This window comes from Salibacterium salarium, assembly GCF_030813635.1.
In the GTDB taxonomy this organism is placed as follows: domain Bacteria; phylum Bacillota; class Bacilli; order Bacillales; family Marinococcaceae; genus Salibacterium; species Salibacterium salarium.
This window is the reverse complement of sequence record NZ_JAUSUM010000001.1, coordinates 370,539-392,342: the sequence shown is the minus strand read 5'-3', so window position 1 is coordinate 392,342 and position 21,804 is coordinate 370,539. Positions and strand designations below refer to the sequence as shown.

Here is a 21,804-nt window from a genome sequence, read left to right as displayed (position 1 = left end):
TTTGTGTAATAATCATGCTGCTTAATAATTCTTTATAAGAAAAGCTAAGCAAAACAACCGACATCTTTGTATGATGATTCTTTTGCTTTTCTTTTCTATTAGGTGGGAAGGAACTGCGAAGCAGTTCCTTCCCTGCCATTTCTACTCTTCTACATTTTCTTCTGCTTCTTCAATTGCTTGATATACTTCATCGACGAAATCAGTACCAATCTCTTCTGCATATTCATCAATAACAGGTTGTACAATTTCTGCCATCTCAGCACGATCTTCGTCTGATACTTCTGTTATTTCCATCCCTTCTTCTTCAAGGTCTGCAAGTAGTTCTTCATTGGCTTCACGATTTTGTTCGCGTTGGAATTCGCCAGCTTCTACTGCTGCATCTTCTACGATTGTCTGATACTCATCTGGAAGACCATCATAGAATTGCTTACTCATAAGGAAAACAAATGGGCTGTACACGTGGTGTGTATCAGAGTAGTAATCTTGTACTTCGTAAAAACTTTCAAGGTAAATCGTTGCCAGCGGATTTTCCTGACCATCAACGGTACCTTGCTGCATCGCTGTAAACAACTCACCAAACGCCATTGGGGTTGGATTTGCTCCTAACTCAGAAAACGCATCAAGATGCAAATCATTTTCCATTGTACGAAGAGTTAGACCTTCAAAGTCTTCGGCTGATTCTACAGGACGTTTACTGTTAGTAAGGTCACGGAAACCGTTTTCCCAATAAGCAAGCCCCACCATTTCTTCCTCTTCTAACTTATCAAGTAGTTGATCGCCGATTTCACCATCGAGCACTTCGTCTGCTACTTGTTCATTTGGAAACAAAAATGGGAAATCAAATACTGTAAACTCTTCCACAAAGTTCGCAACTGGTGCCGTGGATGGAATCGTTACTTCTTGCGTGTTGAGTTGCAATGATTCCATCATTTCACGGTCATCACCCAACTGACTGCTGTGATACGTTTCAACGTGAATATCTCCGTCTGTTTCTGCCTCCACTATTTCCTTAAATTCAAGTAGTCCTTTATATTGCGGGTGTTCATTATTTAAACCTATCCCTGCTTCAATCGTATATGTTGCATCTGCTGCATCATTGCCTTCTGTCTCTTCTGTTTCTGCACCTTCCCCTTCTGAAGCGCTTCCATTTCCATCCGTTTCTTCTCCCCCACAAGCCGTCAATCCGGCAACCAATGCAAAAGAGAATGCACTAGTGAGTAATGTTTTTTTCATTTTTCTTCCCCCTAAAATAAATAATAATATCTATGGAAGAGTTGACGATATGTTAGTTCCGTCAACTCGGACCAACGTTACTTGGAATTTACGACCGAATGGCCGCCAAATTCATTACGAAGTGCTGCAACTACTTTTCCTGTAAAAGTATCATTCTCCTGCGAACGGTACCGCATCATTAAAGATAACGCAATAACCGGTGTAGCAACTTCATTTTCAAGTGCAGCTTCTACTGTCCACTTGCCTTCTCCGGAAGAATTCATAACGCCTCGTAATTGACTTAAGTCGGAATCCTTTGAAAAGGCTGACTGTGTCAATTCCATGAGCCAAGAACGAATCACAGAGCCGTTATTCCAGAGTCTCGCAACCGATTCATAGTCAAAATCGTAAGAGCTTTTTTCTAGTAGCTCAAACCCTTCTGCGATTGAATGCATCATGCCATATTCGATGCCGTTATGAATCATTTTTAAGTAGTGTCCGCTTCCAGGTTCACCAGTGTGCAGGTAGCCATCAGTGGTAGTAATTTCTTCAAAAAGACTTTCTACTTTTTGAATCGCCCATAACTCACCTCCAGCCATAATACATGCCCCGTGGCGCGCCCCATCTGTACCTCCGCTTGTTCCAGCATCAATAAGAGCTATTCCTTTTTCCTTCAACGCTTGTGCTCTTTGGACCGTGTCCTTGTAATTGGAATTCCCGGCATCAATGACAATATCACCGCTTGATAAGTGTTCGGACAAGCTTCGAATTGATTCATCGGTCGGATCTCCTTCTGGAACCATTACCCAAATGACCCGCGGGGCTTCCAGTGCTTGAACGAGCTCCGCGTATGTTTTAACCCCCGTTGCCCCTTCTTTTTCTGCTTCAGTAATAGCGCTTTCATTTACGTCATTAGCAACAATGGAATGTCCGTGATCCATGCAATTTAACGCAACATTGTATCCCATTTTGCCAAGACCCACTATTCCTAATTTCATAGTGGCAACTCCTCTCTTCTGACCAATCAAAATAAGATTATGTCGAAATTATTTTCGGTTAAATTCATTATACAATAAAATTTTTTTCAATCAACCCGTTTTTCGAAAAAAATTTTTTTGATATGTAAGAGCTCTTTCTGTAATATAAAGATAAGATCATTATTCAAGGAGGCAAAGCTATGAGCACAACCGTAGACAATCTGCAATGTATCCCGCGCATCCAAGCACTTTACAGTCAAATGAGCGAAAAAGAAAAACGAATTGCTGATTATATATTGGAAGATCCACAGCGTATTGTTCATTCCACCATTAATCAAATCTCAGATGATTTAGATATAGCGGATGCTACCGTATTTCGTTTTTGCAAAAGACTTGGGTTCAAAGGCTATCAAGCCATGAAAATAGCACTCGCTACGGAGAAAACTTCGAGTTTGAATGATATTCATGAAACAATTCAAGAGGAAGATGATAATCAAGCTGTTATTGAAAAAGTTTTTCATTCGAATATTCGTACCATTGAAGATACGTTGCAATTACTTGACCCGGCACAGCTTGAACAGGCCGTTAACGCTATGCTGAATGCACGACGAATTGAATTTTATGGGAATGGCGGGTCTGGTGTCATCGCATTCGATGCTCACCATAAATTCATGCGAACTGGTCTTGAAACAGTGGCATATCAAGATGCTCATTTTCAATTAATGGCCGCTTCCTTATTAACACCAGATGACGTTGTATTTTTAATTTCACACTCTGGCACAAACAAAGATATGCTTCTCGCTTTAGAAACAGCGAAAGAACAAGGGGCCACTACGATTTGCATCACCTCATTGCAAAAATCACCATTAAGTAAACAGGCCGATATTGCATTGCATACAGCGGCTCAGGAAACCGAATACCGTTCGGAAGCTCTGTCATCTCGACTCGCTCAACTGAGTATTTTCGATGCGTTATATGTCAGCGTTAGCATGCAACGCAAAGATCAAATGCAAAATACCTTGCAGAATATTCGCGAAGCCATCTCCAAAAAACGTATGTGATTGCACTTCGCAACAGAAAGGACGATTGAAATGAAAGCCGTCATTGGTATAGATATAGGAACGACTAGTGCAAAAGCGGTGGTGTTTCACTCCAATGGTTCCGTTATTACAGAAGCGGAAACACCATATCCTGTGCTTGAACCCTATCCTGGTCACATGGAACAAGATCCACATGAAATTGAACAAGCACTTATCAGTTCGTTACACGAGGTAGTGTCCACTTCCGATCTGTCTTCTACAGACTTTCAAGCTATCGGAATTTCTTCTGCTATGCACTCCCTCATTTGTGTTGACGATTCTATGAGACCGCTTACTAATGTGATTATTTGGTCCGACCGACGCAGCGTTCCTCAAGTAGAACGCCTTCGCCCGGACGAGAGAAAAGCATTATATGAAAACACAGGTACACCCATTCATCCTATGTCACCGCTTCTTAAACTGCGTTGGATGTATGAAGAAAACTACTATCCGTATAAAACTGCCGCAAGCTATATTTCTATGAAGGAATATATTTTGCGCAAATGGTTCAACCAAGCTGTCGTGGATTATGCAACCGCCTCTGCTTCAGGTCTGTTTAACATTCATCATTTGGAATGGGATTCTTATGCTCTTGAGTACGCTGGGATTTCTGCAGAACAGCTGTCCACACCTGTACCACCGACTCATATCGTCACTGGTTTGGACAAAAAAATCTCCCTTCAAACTGGGTTGCAGCAAGATATACCTGTTGCTGTCGGTGCAAGTGACGGACCTTTAGCTAACATCGGTGTCGGTGCTGTGGACAACAGCAAAACCGTCATTACGGTAGGAACAAGTGGAGCGGTGCGGCAATTTGTGAATAAACCTTTGCTTGATCCACAAATGCGCGTTTTTTGTTATGCGGTAAACGAAAACCAATATGTCATGGGCGGTCCTACGAACAATGGAGGAAACGTGTTGGATTGGCTCCGCAAAACTGTGCAATCGCCGGAGCAGCAGTCGGAAAAGTCTGAAGTGGAGTCTTACTTAGAAATGGCAGGAAACATTAAAGCCGGCAGTAACGGTCTCTTGTTTTTACCGTTTTTAAACGGGGAACGTGCCCCACATTGGGATGCTACGTTAAAGGGTAGCTTCTTTGGGCTGAGCCATTCTCATACAAATGCTCATATGGCTCGTGCGGGTCTAGAAGGCGTCATCTATGCACTTTACAGCATTCAGGAAGCGATGGATACCCTCGGACATTCATCAGATACTATTTATGCAAACGGTGGATTCGCCCGGTCGGAGCTATGGCTGCAAATTCTTGCAGATGTCTTCGGGCGCACCGTAAAAGTACCCGTTAGTCACCAAAGTTCCGCTTGGGGCGCTGCCTGCACTGCCTTAATTGCAATTGGAACACTGTCTTCCTATGAAGAAGGAACCCAAGACATCGAATTTCAAACAACGATTCCTTATCAACAAGAAAACAATAGAACATATCACGAGCTCTACCAGTTATTCAAACGCTTAACGGAACAAACAAGCTCCATTGCCCACTGGCTTCACCAAATCAATATTGCACAAGAAGAGGTTAACCATGAGTAAATTCAAAGTATTAGTAACGGATTACACCTATGACACGCTATCCCCTGAAACAGAGGTTTTAGAGACGGTGGATGCCGAACTTATCACCGCACAGTGCCGCACAGAAGAAGACGTAATTGAAGCGGCTCAAGGTGTAGATGGAATAATTAGTCAGTATGCTCCTATCTCTGAAAAGGTTATTCAAAGCTTAGATAACTGTAAAGTCATTGCAAGATATGGTGTCGGTTTTGACACCATCGACGTCAAAGCGGCTACCGAGAAAGGAATAATGATAAGCAACGTTACCGATTATTGCGCTGAGGAAGTATCCAATCACGCTTTTGCCTTACTGCTTGCCTCTGCGAGAAAGATTGTTCAACTTCATGAATCTGTCCAAAATGGAAAATGGGATGCAAAAATCATGAAACCCGTCTATCGATTAAGTGAACAAACGCTTGGTCTAGTCGGTTTTGGGAATATTCCACAAATGCTGGCGAAAAAAGCACAAGCCTTTGGATTAGATATCATCACCTATGATCCTTTCGCTTCTGCCGACGTAGCGGCATCTATGGGAGTACGTATCGTTGAACTCGACGAGCTTTGTTATGAATCCGATTTCATCTCTGTCCATCCCCCACTTAACAAACATACACAAGGAATGTTAAGCAATGACCAGTTTAAAAAGATGAAAAAAGAAGCCTTTGTCATTAACACTGCCCGCGGTCCCGTTATAGACGAAGCGGCATTAATAAGAGCATTACAAGCAGGGGAAATAGCTGGCGCGGGACTGGATGTTATAGAAACAGAACCAATTTCACGTGATAATCCATTATTGGAGATGGACAATGTCATCCTTAACCCTCATGCTGCGTTCTACTCAGCCGAATCAGAAACGGAGTTAAAACAAAAAACAGCTCAAAACGTAGCCGATGTTTTACAAGGCAATTTTCCAACCTATCTAGTAAACCAAGAATTAAAACAGGACTAACAGCGGAGGGAATAAGAAATGGTTGAAAAAAACAATTATAACGAGCTAACAACACAAAGTGATTATGATAAAAAGGCAGCCGCTGAAAAATCAGTTGACTTCATAAAGAATGGTATGATTATCGGATTAGGTTCGGGCTCTACAGTATACTGGATGATGAAAGAGCTTAGTCAAAAAGTCGAGCAAGGGTTACAAGTTAAAGGAATTCCGTCCTCGAAAAGAACAGAAAACTGGGCAATAGAGTTACAAATACCTCTTACCGATTTTCATGAAAATCTAACACTGGACCTCGCCATTGACGGAGCGGATGAGATTGACCCCGATTTTAATCTTCTAAAAGGCGGGGGCGGTTCGCTGGTGAGAGAAAAAATAGTTAACAACGCTTCGAAAGAAGTAGTAATTATTGGTGACAAACCCAAACTCGTTTCACAATTGGGGAAGATCCCTCTTCCTATTGAAATCGTTCCGTTCGGTTGGGAGGTAACTGCCAATCACATCCTCTCACAGCTGGATTGTGAGCCTGTGTTAAGACGAAAAGATGGGGATATTTTTATTTCTGACAACGGGAACTATATCGTAGATTGTAGCTTCGAACATATTCCAAACCCGAAAGCACTGCACGACCAATTAAAAAACCTCGTCGGCGTCGTAGAAACAGGGTTATACGTTAATCTCGCGGATACTGTGGTGATTAGTGAAAAGGAACATGTCAATGTACTTATGGCAAGGAAGGACTAAAAACAACACTCAAGGGATTTGAAAAAAATGCAGATAAAGTGTCTTCCAACCAGATTTGGAGGACATTTTTATGATTAGGAATAGGAAAAAATCATTAGATAACGAAAATAATCCAATCATTCTCCATTTTAAACAGGATAAATTAAACAAACGTTTGATGAATAAATTACTATATAATCAATTCCATAAAACCAGGACTAAGTTATATTTCTGATATTTTCGACAAATTTTTCATAGTTATTAAAACAAAAATATGGTATAAAGGTATTATATTAAAACTATATGCACAGGAAGGACTAAAGGCTTATGAACATTTTTAAATGGAATAATATAAAAATCGGTCAGAAATTTGGCATTGCTTTAACCGTCGTCATTCTCTTATTTATTATTTCGACTATTATCGTTTCTATCCAACTTGATAACGTGGAAGAAAATATTGATGCGATGGATCGTCGAGCCGAACGATCTGTAAACATCACGGAAATGACTTCCCTTTTCAGTTCGAAAGACTCCCGGATTGGCGACTATCTTATTTCAGAGGAACCAGCCATGATAGATGAATACGAAACGATACTAAGTGAGTTTAAAAAGTTACAAGACACGATAGAACCCAAAATGGAGACAGAGGAGCAGAAGTCCCTTTTTAATCAAATTCAAGAAAAAAACCAAGAAATGACTGATATATTTTTAAATGAAATCGTGCCCGCAGTAGAAGATGGGAATATAGAAGAAGCCGAAGCACTTGGATATCAAACGACACAATTACGTGCAGAAAGTAATGAATTACTCAATAACCTTAGAACTATTGTTGACGAAGAACGCTTAGCCAGCGTAAACGAAGCCAAGTCAATAACCAACATGTCCTTCTGGACGCTTATAGGAGCCGTTGTTGCCTCTACGGTATTAGGAAGTGTCATTGTCATTATCATAAGTAAACTAGTAAGCCGAAATTTACAAGAAGTTGTTCAAATAAGTGAAAAAGTTAGCAACGGAGAGCTAAACGTAGACAAAATTTCGTATCAAGGAAAAGACGAAATCGGTCAAATCTCCAATGGCATCAACGAAATGATAGACAGCTTGAAAAATATGATCTATCAAATTCAGAATATTTCAGAGCAAGTAAGCAGTCGAAGTGAAGAGTTAACACAGTCTTCATATGAAGTGAGTTCTGGTGCTGAACAAATTTCATCAACCATGCAAGAACTATCCCATGGATCGGAAGAACAAGCGAGTTCCTCTACAGAAATTTCATCTATTATCGGAGAACTCAATGAACAAATACGCATATCTAATGATGAAAGCAAAGTTTTAGAGCAAAACTCTGAAGATGTTAGTAACATGTCTCAAGAAGGCAAAGATCAAATGGAACATTCCGTAAGTCAAATGAATAATATTACATCTCTTGTAAAAGACACATCGGATAAAGTCAAAGGATTAGAGCAGAGATCCGAAGAAATATCTAAACTGATTGAGGTTATTGAAAATATTGCAGAACAAACGAACTTACTTGCATTAAATGCTGCGATTGAAGCAGCGCGTGCTGGAGAATCAGGAAAAGGGTTTGCTGTTGTCGCAGATGAGGTGCGAAAGTTAGCGGAACAAGTAGCCAATTCCGTCTCTGATATCACAGGTATTATTCACGGCATTCAAACCGATACTAAAACGGTCGTACAATCACTTGAAGAAGGCCACACTACGGTAGAAAAAGGCAGTCAGCAAGTGCACAACAGCCGCGATTACTTTGAAACTATCAATCAATCTATATCGACAATCAAAGAACGTATTCAAAACGTATCAGCGAATCTGTCCAATATCTCATCAAATAGTAAAAAAGTCAGCGAGTCAGGACAAGAAATCGCAGCAACTTCAGAGGAAACTTCAGCGGGGATTGAACAAGTATCATCCACCGCTCAACAACAAACGTCCTCGATGCAGGAGGTCTCTGGAAGTGCAGAATCCCTTTCTCAAATGGCAGAAGAATTGAACGAATTAGCAAATAAATTCAAATTATAGCTGTCTTGGGGGCTGTCCGTAAAAGTAGGTCAAACTACTTTTACGGACAGCCTCTTTTTCGTAAACGGGGTTTCGTTCCTTTATTTCAGTTAAAACGAGTGGCAGATGCACGGACTTTAGTGTCGGGGCAGTATTATTCCCAATAATTAAACCCTTATTTCGCTATTTTCTTTTTATTATGAAAACGATATCAATAATTTTTTGAAAAAAAGGCACTGAAGTTCACTGAACTTCACTGAACTTCACTGAACGTTCTAACCTAATGTAGCAGCCAGTCAGAAACTTTGGTGGAAAATCAGCACTGTGATAGGATTTATCCCAGTTGATAAATTTATATTACATGATTTTAATAATTGCACAAATCTCTGTATGAGACAAAGGAGGAGTCACAATGATTGATACGGATATTCACGAAAGAGTGATGTATGAGGAATTGCTGCCTTATTTGGAGCAGCCATGGAGACGTTATATCGAGGATTGTCATTGGATTCAGGAAAAACATATGCCTTATACCCAGCCGGCTGTTGCAGGTGTAGACCGAGCTGACGCAAAAGTTCCGGACGGACGCCCTGCCGGAACAGATTTAGCCTTTATGCAGGAACAACTACTAGACCAAAACGGTCATGAAAAAGGAATTCTAACAGGGGCGCTCGACCCATCCCCTTCTTCCATGCACGGATGGTACGAAATGGCAACTGCTCTTGCTACAGCTTATAACGATTGGCAAATTGATAAATGGCTCGATCATGATGACCGTCTATACGGGTCGATTCATATTGCAGCTCAAGATCCACAAGGCGCAGTGAAAGAAATCGAACGACTTGGTTCTCACCCTAAGATGGTCCAGGTTCTCCTTCCAATTGATGATATTTTATGGGGAGATGCCTACTATCACCCGATTTTCGAAGCAGCTGAAAAGCATGATCTTGCTATTGGTATGCACCATAACGAACCACCGCTATATTATGGCAAATGGCCGAAATACTTTATCGAATGGCACACGTTGATCCCACTTTCCCATATGAACGTTATTACGAACATGATATTCAACGGTGTATTCGAAAAATTCCCTAAACTCAAACTAATTATGATTGAAGGCGGGTTTACGTACGTTCCATTTCTCATGAAAAAAATGGATCAACAATATAAAGACTTACGCCACGAAGTACCTTGGGTGAAACGGATGCCAAGTGATATCATTCGCGAGCATATGTGTTTTACCACCCAGCCATTAGAAGAAATGAAGAAAAAAGAACTTATGCAAATCATCGATCAAATCGGTTCAGACGAAGTGATTTCCTTTTCTACCGACTACCCGCACTGGGACTATGACTCCCCTGCGGAAGCTTTGCCGCCAAATCTCGATGACGATTTGAAGAAGAAATTATTCTCCGAAAATGCGAGAAATTTTTACCCAAAATTCCGTAAGTAATAGGAGGTCATAAGGATGGAACAAACGGTTTGTCACAAAGAAGATTTGCAACCGGGAGAAATGATGGAAAGTACGCTTGGCAAGCATTCAATCGTTGTATGCCGAGCTTCAGATGGCCATTATTATGCCTTTTTGAATAGATGTATTCACCAAGGTGCCCCCTTGTCAAAAGGAAAATTGTGCGGGGCACCCGCTCCAACCGAACATGTCGGCGAATATGCCTTTGAAAAAGACGGAGACATTTTGCGCTGTCCTTGGCACAGCCGTGAATTTGATATAAAAAATGAGGGCCGCATGCTTGTAAACGAAAAATTTAAAATTAAAAATTTTAATGTAACCGTCGAAAACGATGAAGTTATTGTATACAATGGTTAGTGGGTGATATCTATGATAAGTGAAGAAGAACTTTTTGATATAACAATAATCGGCGGTGGTCCAACTGGACTATTTGCTGCGTTTTATGCAGGAATGAGAGGAATGAGCGTAAAAATTATTGACAGTCTGCCTCAATTAGGCGGACAGCTCTCCACCCTCTATCCGGAAAAATATATTTACGATGTCGCTGGTTTTCCTGGTGTACGTGCGCAAAAGCTGGTTGATGACTTGGTGGAACAAGCTAATACGTTTGATCCGGAAATCGTGTTGGAGGAAACCGTGCAAGAAATCGACAAAGACGAGGACGGTAACTTCGAAATATCAACAAATGAAAAAACACATTATTCGAAAACTATCATCGTCACTGCCGGAATCGGTGCTTTTGAACCACGACGGCTGAAATTGGAAGAAGCAAGACAATATGAAGGCAAAAATCTTCATTATTTCGTGAATGACCTGCAGACGTTCTCCGGGCAGGAAGTCTTGATTTCAGGCGGCGGGGACTCTGCTCTTGATTGGGCACTAATGCTTGAACCTATTGCTAAAAACGTCACCGTTGTTCACCGCCGGGAAAAATTCCGTGCTCATGAACACAGTGTCGAACAACTCTTTGAGTCCGGCATGACGGTGAAAACACCGACAGAAATAAAAGAGTTTCACAGTGAAAATGGAAATATTACAAAAGCCGTCCTACAAAACATCAACAGCTCTGAAGAAGAGAGTCTCGATGTCGATTCAGTCATTGTGAACCACGGGTTCGTGTCATCCATTGGCCCTATTAAAGAATGGGGACTTGATTTACAAAAGAATTCCATCGTTGTGAACTCGAGAATGGAAACCAACGTTGATGGATTATACGCTGCAGGCGATATTGCAACGTACGAAGGCAAGGTAAAGTTAATTGCAACCGGCTTTGGCGAAGCCCCTATTGCGGTAAACAATGCGAAAGCCTATATTGATCCAAAAGCTAAAGTACAACCTCAACACAGTACTAGCTTGTTTTCCTAATAAAGAGGTTGGGACAAAAGAAAAATATGCGGTAGTAAACACGAATGTCTTGCGCTGGTCAAGAGCTGCATATTAGCGGAGCCAAAATGCTTCGACTCCTGCGGGAAAAGCACGTGTCTCGAGACCCCGCAGGCAGGGGTTTTCTGCCGAGGAGGCTCGAGCCGTGCCCGCGGAAAGCGAAGTATTTTGGCGCAGCGATTTGTCTTAGGAACGAAAAATGCCGAACGATTTTGTAAAATCGTTCGGCATTTTTCTATCTTATATAGGTTTAGTCCCAGCCCCTTTTGTAATAAACCAGTATTGGGCAAAACTCGGGCTGACTTTTGTTCCGCTAATCGTCGTTAGGAAGGAACAAGTTCCAAGATTCTAAGTAAATAGCGTATCCAATGTCCGTGAACAACTTATAAACGAGAAAAAAGCAAAAATAAGAGATCTCCTGTCCATCAAAACAAAGAGGCACACCCTCTCCCCAAGTTAGCGTGCGCGATCAAATTCTTGCTTGATTTCCTCCTCCGGTTCAGAACTCAAGAAGCTGAAAATAACTACAGCCAGTCCACCGAAAATAAAACCTGGCACAAGTTCATACAAATCAAAAATACCACCTTCAGGCAGAGCCCATAGAATAACCGTCACACCGCCGACGACCATTCCAGCAAGCGCTCCCCATTTTGTCGTACGCCTCCAAAACAGCGCCAGTAAAAGTACTGGACCAAACACAGCACCAAAGCCAGCCCACGCGTACTCGACAAGTTCCAGTACGGTACTTTCTGGATTATATGCCAAAAACGTTGCAATTAAAGCAATCAAAAGTACGCCAACACGCCCGACCCAAACAAGTTCTTTATCACTTGCATTCGGCTTTAGCATCCCTTTATAAAAATCCTCAGCCAGCGCACTCGATGATACAAGCAACTGAGAATCAATGGTGCTCATAATTGCAGCCAAGATTGCGGCCAGTAAAAAGCCTGCCACCCACGGATTAAACAACACTTGGGTAAACACAATGAAGACTGTTTCATGCGCCCCTTCTGCCAGCGGATCAGCCCCAGCACCACCCGAAAAATAGGCGATACCGACAAAACCAGTGAAAATAGCTCCGAATAACGATAAGACCATCCACGTCATACCGACCAATCTCGCTTTTGGTATTTCTGACTCGGATCGGATGGCCATAAAACGAGAAATGATATGAGGCTGTCCAAAATAACCAAGCCCCCAAGCAAGCAGCGAAATAATACCGATTGCTGATGTTCCCGCAAACGCATCTAAATGAGAAGGATCTATGTCTCCAGTCACTCGAATCATTTCATTCCAACCGCCGATTTCCTGAATCGCAACAATCGGCACGATAATAAGCGCAAGAAACATAAGAATTCCTTGAAAAAAGTCTGTCCAGCTGACTGCGAGAAACCCCCCCAAAAAGGTATATAAAATAATAACCGAAACACCAATCCAAAGCGCGGTTGTATACTCCCATCCAAAGGATTCTTGAAACAGTGTGGCTCCTCCAACCAACCCAGATGACGTATAAAAAGCGAAAAACAATAATATAAATACAGCCGACACCATGCGGAGAATCTTAGACTTATCACGAAACCGATTTTCGAGAAAATCAGGAATTGTAATCGAATCATTAGCGATTTTCGTATATCGAAGTAAGCGTAAAGCTAAAAACTGCCAGTTCAAGTAAGCACCTACTGCTAAACCGATAGGCAACCAGATTTCACTCATACCGCCAACATACATAGCACCCGGTAGCCCAAGGATAAGCCAGCTGCTCATATCTGAGGCGCCTGCACTTAACGCAGCAATACTTCCCCCTAATTTCCGGCCACCCAACACATAATCAGATAAATTATTAGTCAATCTGTAAAAAATAATACCTATCGTAAACATACCAACTAGGTATATGACAAAGGTTAAAATGGTTGCTCCATCCATCTTCGCCTCCCCTTTCTATTTTCTTTTTTGATTGGCGTAAGAAACAATCGACAGGACAATCAATAATGGCATAGGAACAAGTAACCAGAACCAAGTGGCTCCCGTCAATGCATACTCCATGTCTTTAACCTCCTTTTTCCGTCTGACACCTTTATACAATAGCAAGAACATTTCATATACTTACACAAAGGACACCTTACAATTCTATTTAGTATATGTTGAATTTTCAATCCTTTTCATCCACAATTTCGAAATAATACGAATGAAGGTGCTCTAACAATGTCAGAACACCTTCATCATTCTAAAGAATCGGCGATTTCAGCCCATGAATCAGCGATTTATTTGCATAAATCGGCGAAAACAGCACTGGTATCGGCGATATCTATCCTGTTATCGGCGAAACTTTCTATTTCACTTGTTTCACGAACTCACGCATGATAGCTGGAAGGTCAGGCCATGCGTGACCTGATACGAGATTACCGTCCACGTAGTCCATTTCATCTATATATTCCGCTCCAATACTTTCCACTTCCGGTTTACAAGCTGAATACGCGGTCAATTTCCGTCCCTTCACCTTTTCTGCAATAGGTGTTAATACTAGACTACCGTGACACATGATGGCAATTGGTTTGTTTTCATCAAAAAAATGAACCACAATATCGAGTAAGTCCTGGTCCATCCGAATGTGTTCTGGAGCCCGTCCGCCAGGAATAATGAGTGCATCGTACTCTTCTGCCTCTACGTCAGCAAACGCTTTGTTCGCATCAATCCCATAGCCCCGTTTCTCCGTGTACGTGTCCCAATCTTCAAAATCATGAATGACCGTATTTAACTTTTTTTGATTCGGAGCCGCAATATCTGTGTCAAAACCTTCCTCCAGGCAACGAAAATAAGGATAATAGACTTCCAATGCCTCTACCGCATCACCCGTCACAATAAGAACTTTTTTAGTTGACATAGAAATTCCTCCTCTTTTTTTCTATATTATACCAGTTTTCCGCTTGATCTATCTATGGAATAAAAAACACTTCAACCAATCTTAATATTAGCAAAAAGCCTGTCACCTATTGCATGCAACAAGTGACAGGCTCTCGTTTATTGCTGTAGCTCCTCGGCAATTTCTATCAAAGTCTCTGCTTCTGATTCAGATAGTGTTTTTCCAGATTGGACTTCTACCAGATTCATATAAGCATCGAGCTGATTATCTCGTGCTTTCATATTCCCCTTTTCGTCCAACTTCTCCGCTATTTTTACTTTCGTCTGCATTCCATTGCCGATACCTTCACTGCCAATATACTCTTCAGTTAGTGAAGATAAATTGTCAAAACTTACTTCTGGATCTGGTTCTGGCTCTGGATCGGTTATTTCATCTCCGGTCGTGATAGCTGGGGCATCAGGCGTTTCCATGTCATGACCAAGGAAAAATCCTGTATGTGGCGGCTGATTATACGCTACATTCTGCCAAGCAACACCGAGTCTGTACGTCGGATCATGCATCAGAGTGAAAATACGTTCATCAGTCGTATCCGTTGTTGTATAAATCCGCATCTCTTCACTGTCCGAAGAAGGCCAAGCCACTTCTTCTCTCCAGTCTCCATACAAATCAGCCTGCAAGGAAGGATTACCTTTTGTATAATTGTTCGAACGCGTTCCTTCTGGAATCAATACATTTTCCAACTTTTCCTCTTCCCAATTCCATTTGTCAATTCGACCTACACCGTGCGGTTCATTTCCCGCATCAAAATCGTGATCCAGTAGTTCACGTTGTAAGTCTCCGGTCCACCACACAGCATGGTTAATCGATGCCGGGGACTCGTCTGTGATTCGTTCTCCTTCAGCGGTAAATACACCACTACCGCCGCCGCTTCCATCCCAGCTAGCAGAAGCCCACATTTCGGCGCCATCGTGCGTAGGATCGATGTCAGCAGCCAATCCACGACCTACATCTGTTCCAGTTTCTACACCCCACAATTTCTCTCCCGTCTCTGCATCACGGAGACCGTATCCTACAGGAGAACCAGCATCTTCATGAGGTTGAAAAATTTCTAAACCTGAACGATTTGGGTCCAAATCACTAACATGCTGCGCATCGCCATGACCCCAACCAGTCGAATACAGGCCTGTTCCATCGTGGTCAATGACGGCTGCACCGTATACAATTTCATCAGACCCATCTCCATCTACATCATTAATGGAAAGGCTGTGATTTCCTTGTCCCGCATACTCTTCATTTCCTTCATCATCACTGTCAAAAATCCATCTTTCTTTCAATTCTCCATCCTCAAAATCATACGTTGCAAGAACTGCTCTTGTGTAGTAACCACGAGCCATAACAAGACTCGGTGTCTCCCCATCAAGATAAGCAACACCACCAAGGAAACGGTCTACACGATTTCCATATCCGTCTCCCCAATCGTTAACGTCACCTCTTGGTGGATAGTAATCAATCGTATCAAGAGCTGCCCCTGTTTCTCCATCAAAAATGGTTAAAAACTCATCGCCTTCCAAAATATAACCTTCATCATTTCTATGATCCGCATCAGCGTCTCCAATCACATTACCCTCTCCGTCAACAGTACCGTCGGCTGTTTTAAAAGCAACTTCCGACTTTCCATTTCCATCAAAATCATACACGAGAAATTGGGTATAGTGCGCTCCGGCGCGAATGTTCTTCCCGCCATCAATTCTCCAAAGCTTCTCTCCATCCAGAGTGTACGCGTCAATATAAACATTTCCCGTATACCCCGTTTGGGAATTATCTTTGGAATTCGTTGGATCCCATTTTACAATCATTTCATAGTTTCCGTCTCCAGTAACATCACCGACACTTGCATCATTGGCAGTGTACTCATACTCCTCACCATCTTCGGTAACGCCGCCTTCCGGTTTATCAAGCGGAATACTGGCATACTGTTCATTCCATACGTCAACAGATTCCGTTTCCTCTTCTCCACTTCCATTATTCACGTGAACTTGATACGTGGCATCTGCTGTGCCGTTTTCATCTAAAAAGTTCGTACTGTCTGCAATTGGCGATTCATTAATTTTTTCGCCATCCCGGTAAAGGTCGAACGTCACTTCTTCGGGATCCGTTCCGAGCATTTTCCAACCGACATACACACCATCATCGGTATCCACCGCAACCGGTGCCCGGTTCAACTGCTCCATTTGGCGAAGTTGTTCATTCACAATAGGGGATTCTAATGAATCAGACGGTTCAGATACTCCTCCTTCATTCACCGCTCGCACTTGGTAGTAATAGTGGCGGGACGTTGAAACAGAATCGTCTGTATACTGAGATTTGTCCGTCTCACCGATTTGCACGTATCCGTCCTCTTCAAAACGGGACCGGTACACATAATACTTTTCCGTATCATTTGCTTCTTCCCAGGAAAATTCCACACCATCATCTGTAGCATCATCGATTTCAAGATTTCCCGGGGCTTCCGGCACCGTTACCGCTTCATCAAACACATCTACTTGCACTTCATTGCTTTTCGGCGATTCTATCCCCTGGTTATTTCTGAGACTGACAGCGTACGTATAAGAAGAACCTAGTTGTACGGAATCATCTGTGTATTGATTCGTATCACTGTTTCCTATTCTCAAAAATTCATCATCATCTTCCTCTTGCCGATAAATTTCATAGCTCGTTGCAGCGTCATTATTATCCCACGTTAACGTGACCGATGATTCCGGTGTTAACGTCCGATCACTAACCTCTACATTCGTAACCTCTGACACAGGCATAATTTCCAGCCCATTGATACGGCCATTCTCGCTTATCTCCACATTCAACTGCCCGTCCGTCACTTCTACCGTTTTAGTAAGCTCTGTGTACTCCCCTGAATTCGATGTGATAGTCTCTTCCTCTTCACCTTCTACTGCAAAACTTGTCCGGTTAAAAGCAATATCATCTCCAGCAATGATTCTCACAAAATATTCTCCGTTAGAGATATCAGTCTTAAATTCATAATCATCATCCAAAATGAAATCTCTTCTCAAGTCATCCGGTGCTTCCCTGTCTCTATTTGCTATCTCTTTATCAATGCCGTATCCTCTATCACTGTCGTACAGCATTGTATTTGTCACTTGCGTATACCCACTTTCCACCGGGCTTGAGTCTGAACCAAAATCAAAACTCTGTCCATTATTCTCATTACCATCCGCTGCTATTGCACCAGTACTTGGAAACAACGAACTTACCAAAACACAAACCATGCATGCGGAAAACTTTCTACCCATGAAACCCCTCCATAAAAAATTTTCACTCGTGGTTTATTTCACACACCTCCTATATAAAATTAGAGGAAGCGCTTTCAATAAAAGCGAAAAATATATGCGCTTCTTTTTTTCTGAATATATAGCAAATTAAGATAACTATTTTTAGTTTATAACTTGATTCCGTAAAGTCCTATATCAAAAATGTTAAAAAACTATTAAAAATCAACAAAAATAAATAAAAGTTATTTATTCCTACTTCTTTGGCATTATAAAACTCTACCTTTTGACATTTGACATAACCAAAAGATTTACTAGCCGACGAGGTGTCTTTACTTACCAAAACATATGATTTACTGGCTAAATCCATATCATTACTAGCCAAATAAACTTTTACTGGCCAAATTCGCATCATTACTTGCGGAAATAGATGATTTACTGTCCAAAACGACAACTTTACTTGCCAAATTCATATCCAAAAAAAGCAGCTCCTTTATCAAAAAGGGAACTGCTTCATCTATCATCCTGCTATTTTTCGGTGGAGCCGGTAAAATGCGGAAAACGACAAAAAGGCGAGTAGCGAACCGGTAAATAAAGGAATGAGCAATGGGAAAATGTACAGGCTGATATACAGAATCACCCCGGAACAGAGAGCAACCGCAAGAAATACTAATGGACTCCCAATCGTCAACACAAAAGCATGTTTCAACCGCGCCAAAAACGTCATATTATAATGAACAACGACAGAGAAAAAGTTCATCGTGCATACAAATAAAAGGATGCCCATGATCATAAATAGACTCATCAGCCCTTCATGACGGCTCGAAAAATAATAAATATCAGCAATTAATACGATCCATAACGCTACAAACACAAGTCCAGCAAGGAAACTCGTTTTATAATTTTCTTTATAATAGCTGAAAAAAAAGCGGGGGTGACGCGTGTCTACTTCTTCTCTCACCCATTCACGCGCTTTTGCGAACAAGGCCGTAGTCGCCGGAAAAAACAACACAGGCAGAAGGACGACAATAGGAACTACTAAATAGATCACTCCGGCACTATCTTCTAAGTATAATAAACTAAGAAGGAGAAGTCCGATTGGTAGATTGAATAATACCCATAATAAATTAGTAATAGAAAAGCGCATCACCCATTCACTAATAGCATAAAATCCACCCATGAAACCAATACTTTTATTCATGACCAACCCCTCCTCCTTCACAACATCGTTTAGGCCCACCACATATCAACCGGTGCTTCTTCTATGTTGACTGCTTTCAAATTTTTCACTGCCTGGCCGAATCCTTCATCTACCGACATGATAGGATCCTCATGTTCAATACTAATGACATGATCGTAACCATATGTGCGAAGCGCACTTACGATATTCGACCACTCTTGACTACCGTGTCCGTATCCAACCGAACGAAACGTCCAAGCCCTAGTTTTCACTTCTGAATACGGCTGCATATCTGTCAGGCCGTACATATTAACATTTTCCTGGTCTATATATGTGTCTTTGGCGTGAAAATGATAAATAGCCCCGGCATTGCCAAGTATTTTAATAGCAGCAACCGGATCAATACCCTGCCACCATAAATGGCTTGGGTCCAAGTTCGCACCAATCGCATCACTCGTCGCTTCCCGTAATTTTAACATTGTATGCGGCGTGTGCACGAGAAAACCAGCGTGCAGTTCAAGTCCAATTTTCACTCCATGTTCTTCTGCGAACTGCCCTTGTTCTTTCCAATAAGGAATCAATTTCTCCTGCCACTGCCACTCTAACACATCAGAATACTCCGCCGGCCACGGGGTAACAGGCCAATTCGGCATCGTGTCAGCCTCTGATCCACCCGGCGTTCCTGAAAAAGTGTTAACAACCGGAACCCCCAGCTGCGACGCTAACTTCACCGTCTTCACGAATGCATCGTGAGATTCTGCGGCAAAGGTTTTATCCGGAGAAATTGGATTGCCATGACAACTAAAAGCACTAATCGTTAATCCACGCGCCTTGACCCTCTCCATAAATGCGGTACGCTTTTCCTCGCTCTCCAGCAATTCATCAACGTTACAATGAGCACCGCCAGGATAACCGCCTGTACCTATCTCGATCGCTTTCAACCCAGATTCTTTCACATGGTCGAGCATATCTTCGAATGATTTATCGGCGAAAAGTACGGTGAATACGCCCAATTTCATAAAACTCCACTCCCTTTTTGGCTAATCTAGTCTGAGGCTCGAACCCGTTTCGCTGCTTTTATAAATAGCTTCCATTAACTGAGTCACTCTCAATGCCTGCTCTGCCGTAACAACGGGATCTGCTTTTCCTAAGCAGCTGTCGGCAAAATTTTTCGCCTGAGAAAGTTCTGGACTTACCTCCTCTTCCGGCAGCCGAACTTTTGTATCCCACAATGCGCCGTATTTAGCCTGATAGAGTTCAAACGGATACACATCCATTCCGCCATCCACACCGGAAATACTTAAGGTCGTATGATCTTCTTTAATATTCGCTGCCCAGGAACATTCGAACTGCATGGATAAACCGTTCTCGAATGTTATGTAACTGGTAACATGATCGTCCACATTAAACGTTTTCGCATCAATCTCGCCCCAATCATTCACAAGTCCCGGTGTTTTGCTTAAACGATTGTATGTTTTTCCCATAACTTCAACGGGCTTCGGATCGTCCAGTAGCCATAACGCTAAATCAAGCAAGTGACAACCAAAATCGATCATACTGCCGCCGCCTTGCAAGTCTTTATTTGTAAACACGCCCCATCCTGGAACTTTGCGACGACGCATCGCTTGCACGCGCGTCACTAACGGATCTCCAATTTCACCTTGTATCATCAATCCCTTCGCCACTTTCGCCTCTGGCGTATAGCGATAGTGATATCCAATCGATAAATGACGGTCATTACGGTTCGCTGATTCAATCATTGCTTCGCATTCATTCGTTGTTATCGCCATCGGTTTTTCACACAAAACGTGAACACCTGCTTCTAACGCTGCAACGGCGATTTCAGAGTGAAATTTATTCGGCGTGCAAATCGTTACCGCATCCACCACTTTGAATAACTCATTATACTCTTCAAAAACATACGGAATGTTAAATAATGCTGCAACGGAGTGAGCGCGCTCATTGTTTAAATCCTGGACTGCGGTCAGTTCTACTTCATCTATTTCTGCAAAAGAAGGAAGATGACGCCCTTGAGCAATGTCTCCCACACCGATAAAACCCATTTTTAACTGGCTCATCGTGTACTCTCTCCTTTATTTCGAAATCTTTCCTGTTTCTTCTGATTCTAATGCTTTTAAAATCACTTCGAGCGACCGCTTTCCTTCGTATCCATCAATCAAAGGCTGTTTATCGTTCACGACAGACTCGACAAAATGATCAATCACATGCGTGTTCGTCTGACCACCTGCATCATTAGACTGAATTTGACCGAGCTCGTATTTCACAACCTCTCCGCTGGCGTACTGCAGCACAAGGGAGTGAACGGGATCATCTTCCAAACGCAGTGTTGCTTTTTCTGCATATATAACCGTTGAATTATCCTCTTCCGGCACGTAGGCCCAGCTTGCTGCCATCGTTCCAATGATGCCGGACTCCGTGCGCAGAATACATACTGCATTATCATCAACAGTTATATTTTCCTTAGCGTTATTTTCAATAAATCCAGCGACGTTCACGAATTCCTCACCGAGTAAATAACGAAGCAAATCGGCTTTATGTACACCGAGATCCCCCATTGCACCAATAAAAGCTTTGTCCTTCTCAAAAAACCAACTATTCTTCCCATCCGCACTCCAGCCTTCCGGACCACCGTGGCCAAAGGTTGTGCGAAAGCTGTAAATATTACCGATTTCCCCTGATTGAATCAGGCTACGGGCTCTTTCATGTGAAGATACAAAGCGCTGATTGTGCCCAATCATTAATTTCCTGCCGTTACGTTCCGCTGCATTAATCATGTCTTGCGCTTCTTGGCTAGATGTTGCCATCGGCTTTTCACATAATACATGCGCTCCCGCCTCAAGGGCTGCAATCGATACTGGTGCGTGTAATGCATTCGGCAGACACACACTCACGACATCTACCTTTTCGTTCTGCAAAAGTTTCTTGTAATCTGTATAAGCCGCAGCGTCATAGACTTCTGCTGTCTCCGTCAAACGGATTTCCACAACATCACAGACTGCCGTAATCTCCACTTGTTCATTTGCTTCATATTCAAGCAAATGACGATTTTTTGCGATGCTTCCGCACCCAATAACTGCCGCTTTCAATACTGCCAT

The 21,804-nt window shown here is 42.3% G+C and carries 17 protein-coding genes; 8 read left to right on the top strand and 9 right to left on the bottom strand.

Features of this window, described 5'->3' with window-relative positions:
- Positions 1 to 141: 141 nt before the first annotated feature.
- Together J2S78_RS01880 and gnd are read right to left on the bottom strand one after the other, a co-directional pair.
- Complete coding sequence (locus J2S78_RS01880; RefSeq protein ID WP_306895713.1) at positions 142 to 1,233, bottom strand: TRAP transporter substrate-binding protein; 1,092 nt, start codon at positions 1,231 to 1,233, stop codon at positions 142 to 144.
- Positions 1,234 to 1,310: 77 nt separating this feature from the next.
- Positions 1,311 to 2,210, bottom strand: a complete 900-nt coding sequence (gene gnd, locus J2S78_RS01875) for a phosphogluconate dehydrogenase (NAD(+)-dependent, decarboxylating) (RefSeq protein WP_306895712.1) — start codon at positions 2,208 to 2,210, stop codon at positions 1,311 to 1,313.
- Positions 2,211 to 2,389: 179 nt separating this feature from the next.
- Between gnd and J2S78_RS01870 the strand changes: the two genes are divergently transcribed.
- The 8 genes from J2S78_RS01870 (at position 2,390) to J2S78_RS01835 (ending at position 11,346) form a co-directional block, all read left to right on the top strand.
- Positions 2,390 to 3,250: a MurR/RpiR family transcriptional regulator gene (locus tag J2S78_RS01870; protein WP_125553889.1), complete on the top strand. Its 861-nt coding sequence runs from the start codon at positions 2,390 to 2,392 to the stop codon at positions 3,248 to 3,250.
- A 30-nt stretch (positions 3,251 to 3,280) separates the two neighbouring features.
- Positions 3,281 to 4,813, top strand: a complete 1,533-nt coding sequence (locus J2S78_RS01865; RefSeq protein WP_306895711.1) for a gluconokinase — start codon at positions 3,281 to 3,283, stop codon at positions 4,811 to 4,813.
- On the top strand, positions 4,806 to 5,780 hold the full coding sequence (locus tag J2S78_RS01860; protein WP_306895710.1) for a C-terminal binding protein: 975 nt from the start codon (positions 4,806 to 4,808) through the stop codon (positions 5,778 to 5,780). Before J2S78_RS01865 ends, J2S78_RS01860 begins: the two co-directional genes overlap by 8 nt.
- A gap of 18 nt (positions 5,781 to 5,798) precedes the next feature.
- Complete coding sequence (rpiA, locus tag J2S78_RS01855) at positions 5,799 to 6,518, top strand: ribose-5-phosphate isomerase RpiA (RefSeq protein ID WP_306895709.1); 720 nt, start codon at positions 5,799 to 5,801, stop codon at positions 6,516 to 6,518.
- Between the two features lie 306 nt (positions 6,519 to 6,824).
- Complete coding sequence (locus J2S78_RS01850; protein WP_306895708.1) at positions 6,825 to 8,531, top strand: methyl-accepting chemotaxis protein; 1,707 nt, start codon at positions 6,825 to 6,827, stop codon at positions 8,529 to 8,531.
- Positions 8,532 to 8,922: 391 nt separating this feature from the next.
- Positions 8,923 to 9,963, top strand: a complete 1,041-nt coding sequence (locus J2S78_RS01845; protein ID WP_306895707.1) for an amidohydrolase family protein — start codon at positions 8,923 to 8,925, stop codon at positions 9,961 to 9,963.
- 15 nt (positions 9,964 to 9,978) lie between these two features.
- Positions 9,979 to 10,338 (top strand): Rieske (2Fe-2S) protein, encoded by a 360-nt coding sequence (locus J2S78_RS01840; protein WP_306895706.1) that lies wholly within the window; start codon positions 9,979 to 9,981, stop codon positions 10,336 to 10,338.
- A gap of 12 nt (positions 10,339 to 10,350) precedes the next feature.
- The gene (locus J2S78_RS01835; protein WP_306895705.1) at positions 10,351 to 11,346 is read left to right on the top strand and encodes an NAD(P)/FAD-dependent oxidoreductase; all 996 of its coding nucleotides are present in this window, start codon (positions 10,351 to 10,353) and stop codon (positions 11,344 to 11,346) included.
- A 474-nt stretch (positions 11,347 to 11,820) separates the two neighbouring features.
- On the opposite strand, the gene putP is transcribed toward J2S78_RS01835, so the two are convergent.
- From putP to J2S78_RS01800, 7 genes are all read right to left on the bottom strand, one after another.
- Positions 11,821 to 13,287, bottom strand: a complete 1,467-nt coding sequence (gene putP / locus J2S78_RS01830; RefSeq protein WP_306895704.1) for a sodium/proline symporter PutP — start codon at positions 13,285 to 13,287, stop codon at positions 11,821 to 11,823.
- A 406-nt stretch (positions 13,288 to 13,693) separates the two neighbouring features.
- Positions 13,694 to 14,245, bottom strand: coding sequence for a DJ-1/PfpI family protein (locus J2S78_RS01825; RefSeq protein WP_306895703.1), 552 nt, complete (start codon positions 14,243 to 14,245; stop codon positions 13,694 to 13,696).
- Positions 14,246 to 14,382: 137 nt separating this feature from the next.
- Positions 14,383 to 17,532, bottom strand: coding sequence for a rhamnogalacturonan lyase family protein (locus tag J2S78_RS01820; protein ID WP_306895702.1), 3,150 nt, complete (start codon positions 17,530 to 17,532; stop codon positions 14,383 to 14,385).
- 496 nt (positions 17,533 to 18,028) lie between these two features.
- Positions 18,029 to 18,709, bottom strand: coding sequence for a YesL family protein (locus tag J2S78_RS01815; RefSeq protein WP_306895701.1), 681 nt, complete (start codon positions 18,707 to 18,709; stop codon positions 18,029 to 18,031).
- Between the two features lie 29 nt (positions 18,710 to 18,738).
- A complete protein-coding gene (locus J2S78_RS01810) occupies positions 18,739 to 19,707 on the bottom strand; it encodes a sugar phosphate isomerase/epimerase family protein (RefSeq protein WP_306895700.1) in 969 nt (322 codons plus the stop codon).
- Between the two features lie 21 nt (positions 19,708 to 19,728).
- Positions 19,729 to 20,766, bottom strand: coding sequence for a Gfo/Idh/MocA family protein (locus tag J2S78_RS01805; RefSeq protein WP_306895699.1), 1,038 nt, complete (start codon positions 20,764 to 20,766; stop codon positions 19,729 to 19,731).
- A 15-nt stretch (positions 20,767 to 20,781) separates the two neighbouring features.
- Positions 20,782 to 21,804 carry a Gfo/Idh/MocA family protein gene (locus tag J2S78_RS01800; protein WP_306895698.1) on the bottom strand — a complete coding sequence of 341 codons (1,023 nt, stop codon included), beginning with the start codon at positions 21,802 to 21,804 and terminating at the stop codon, positions 20,782 to 20,784.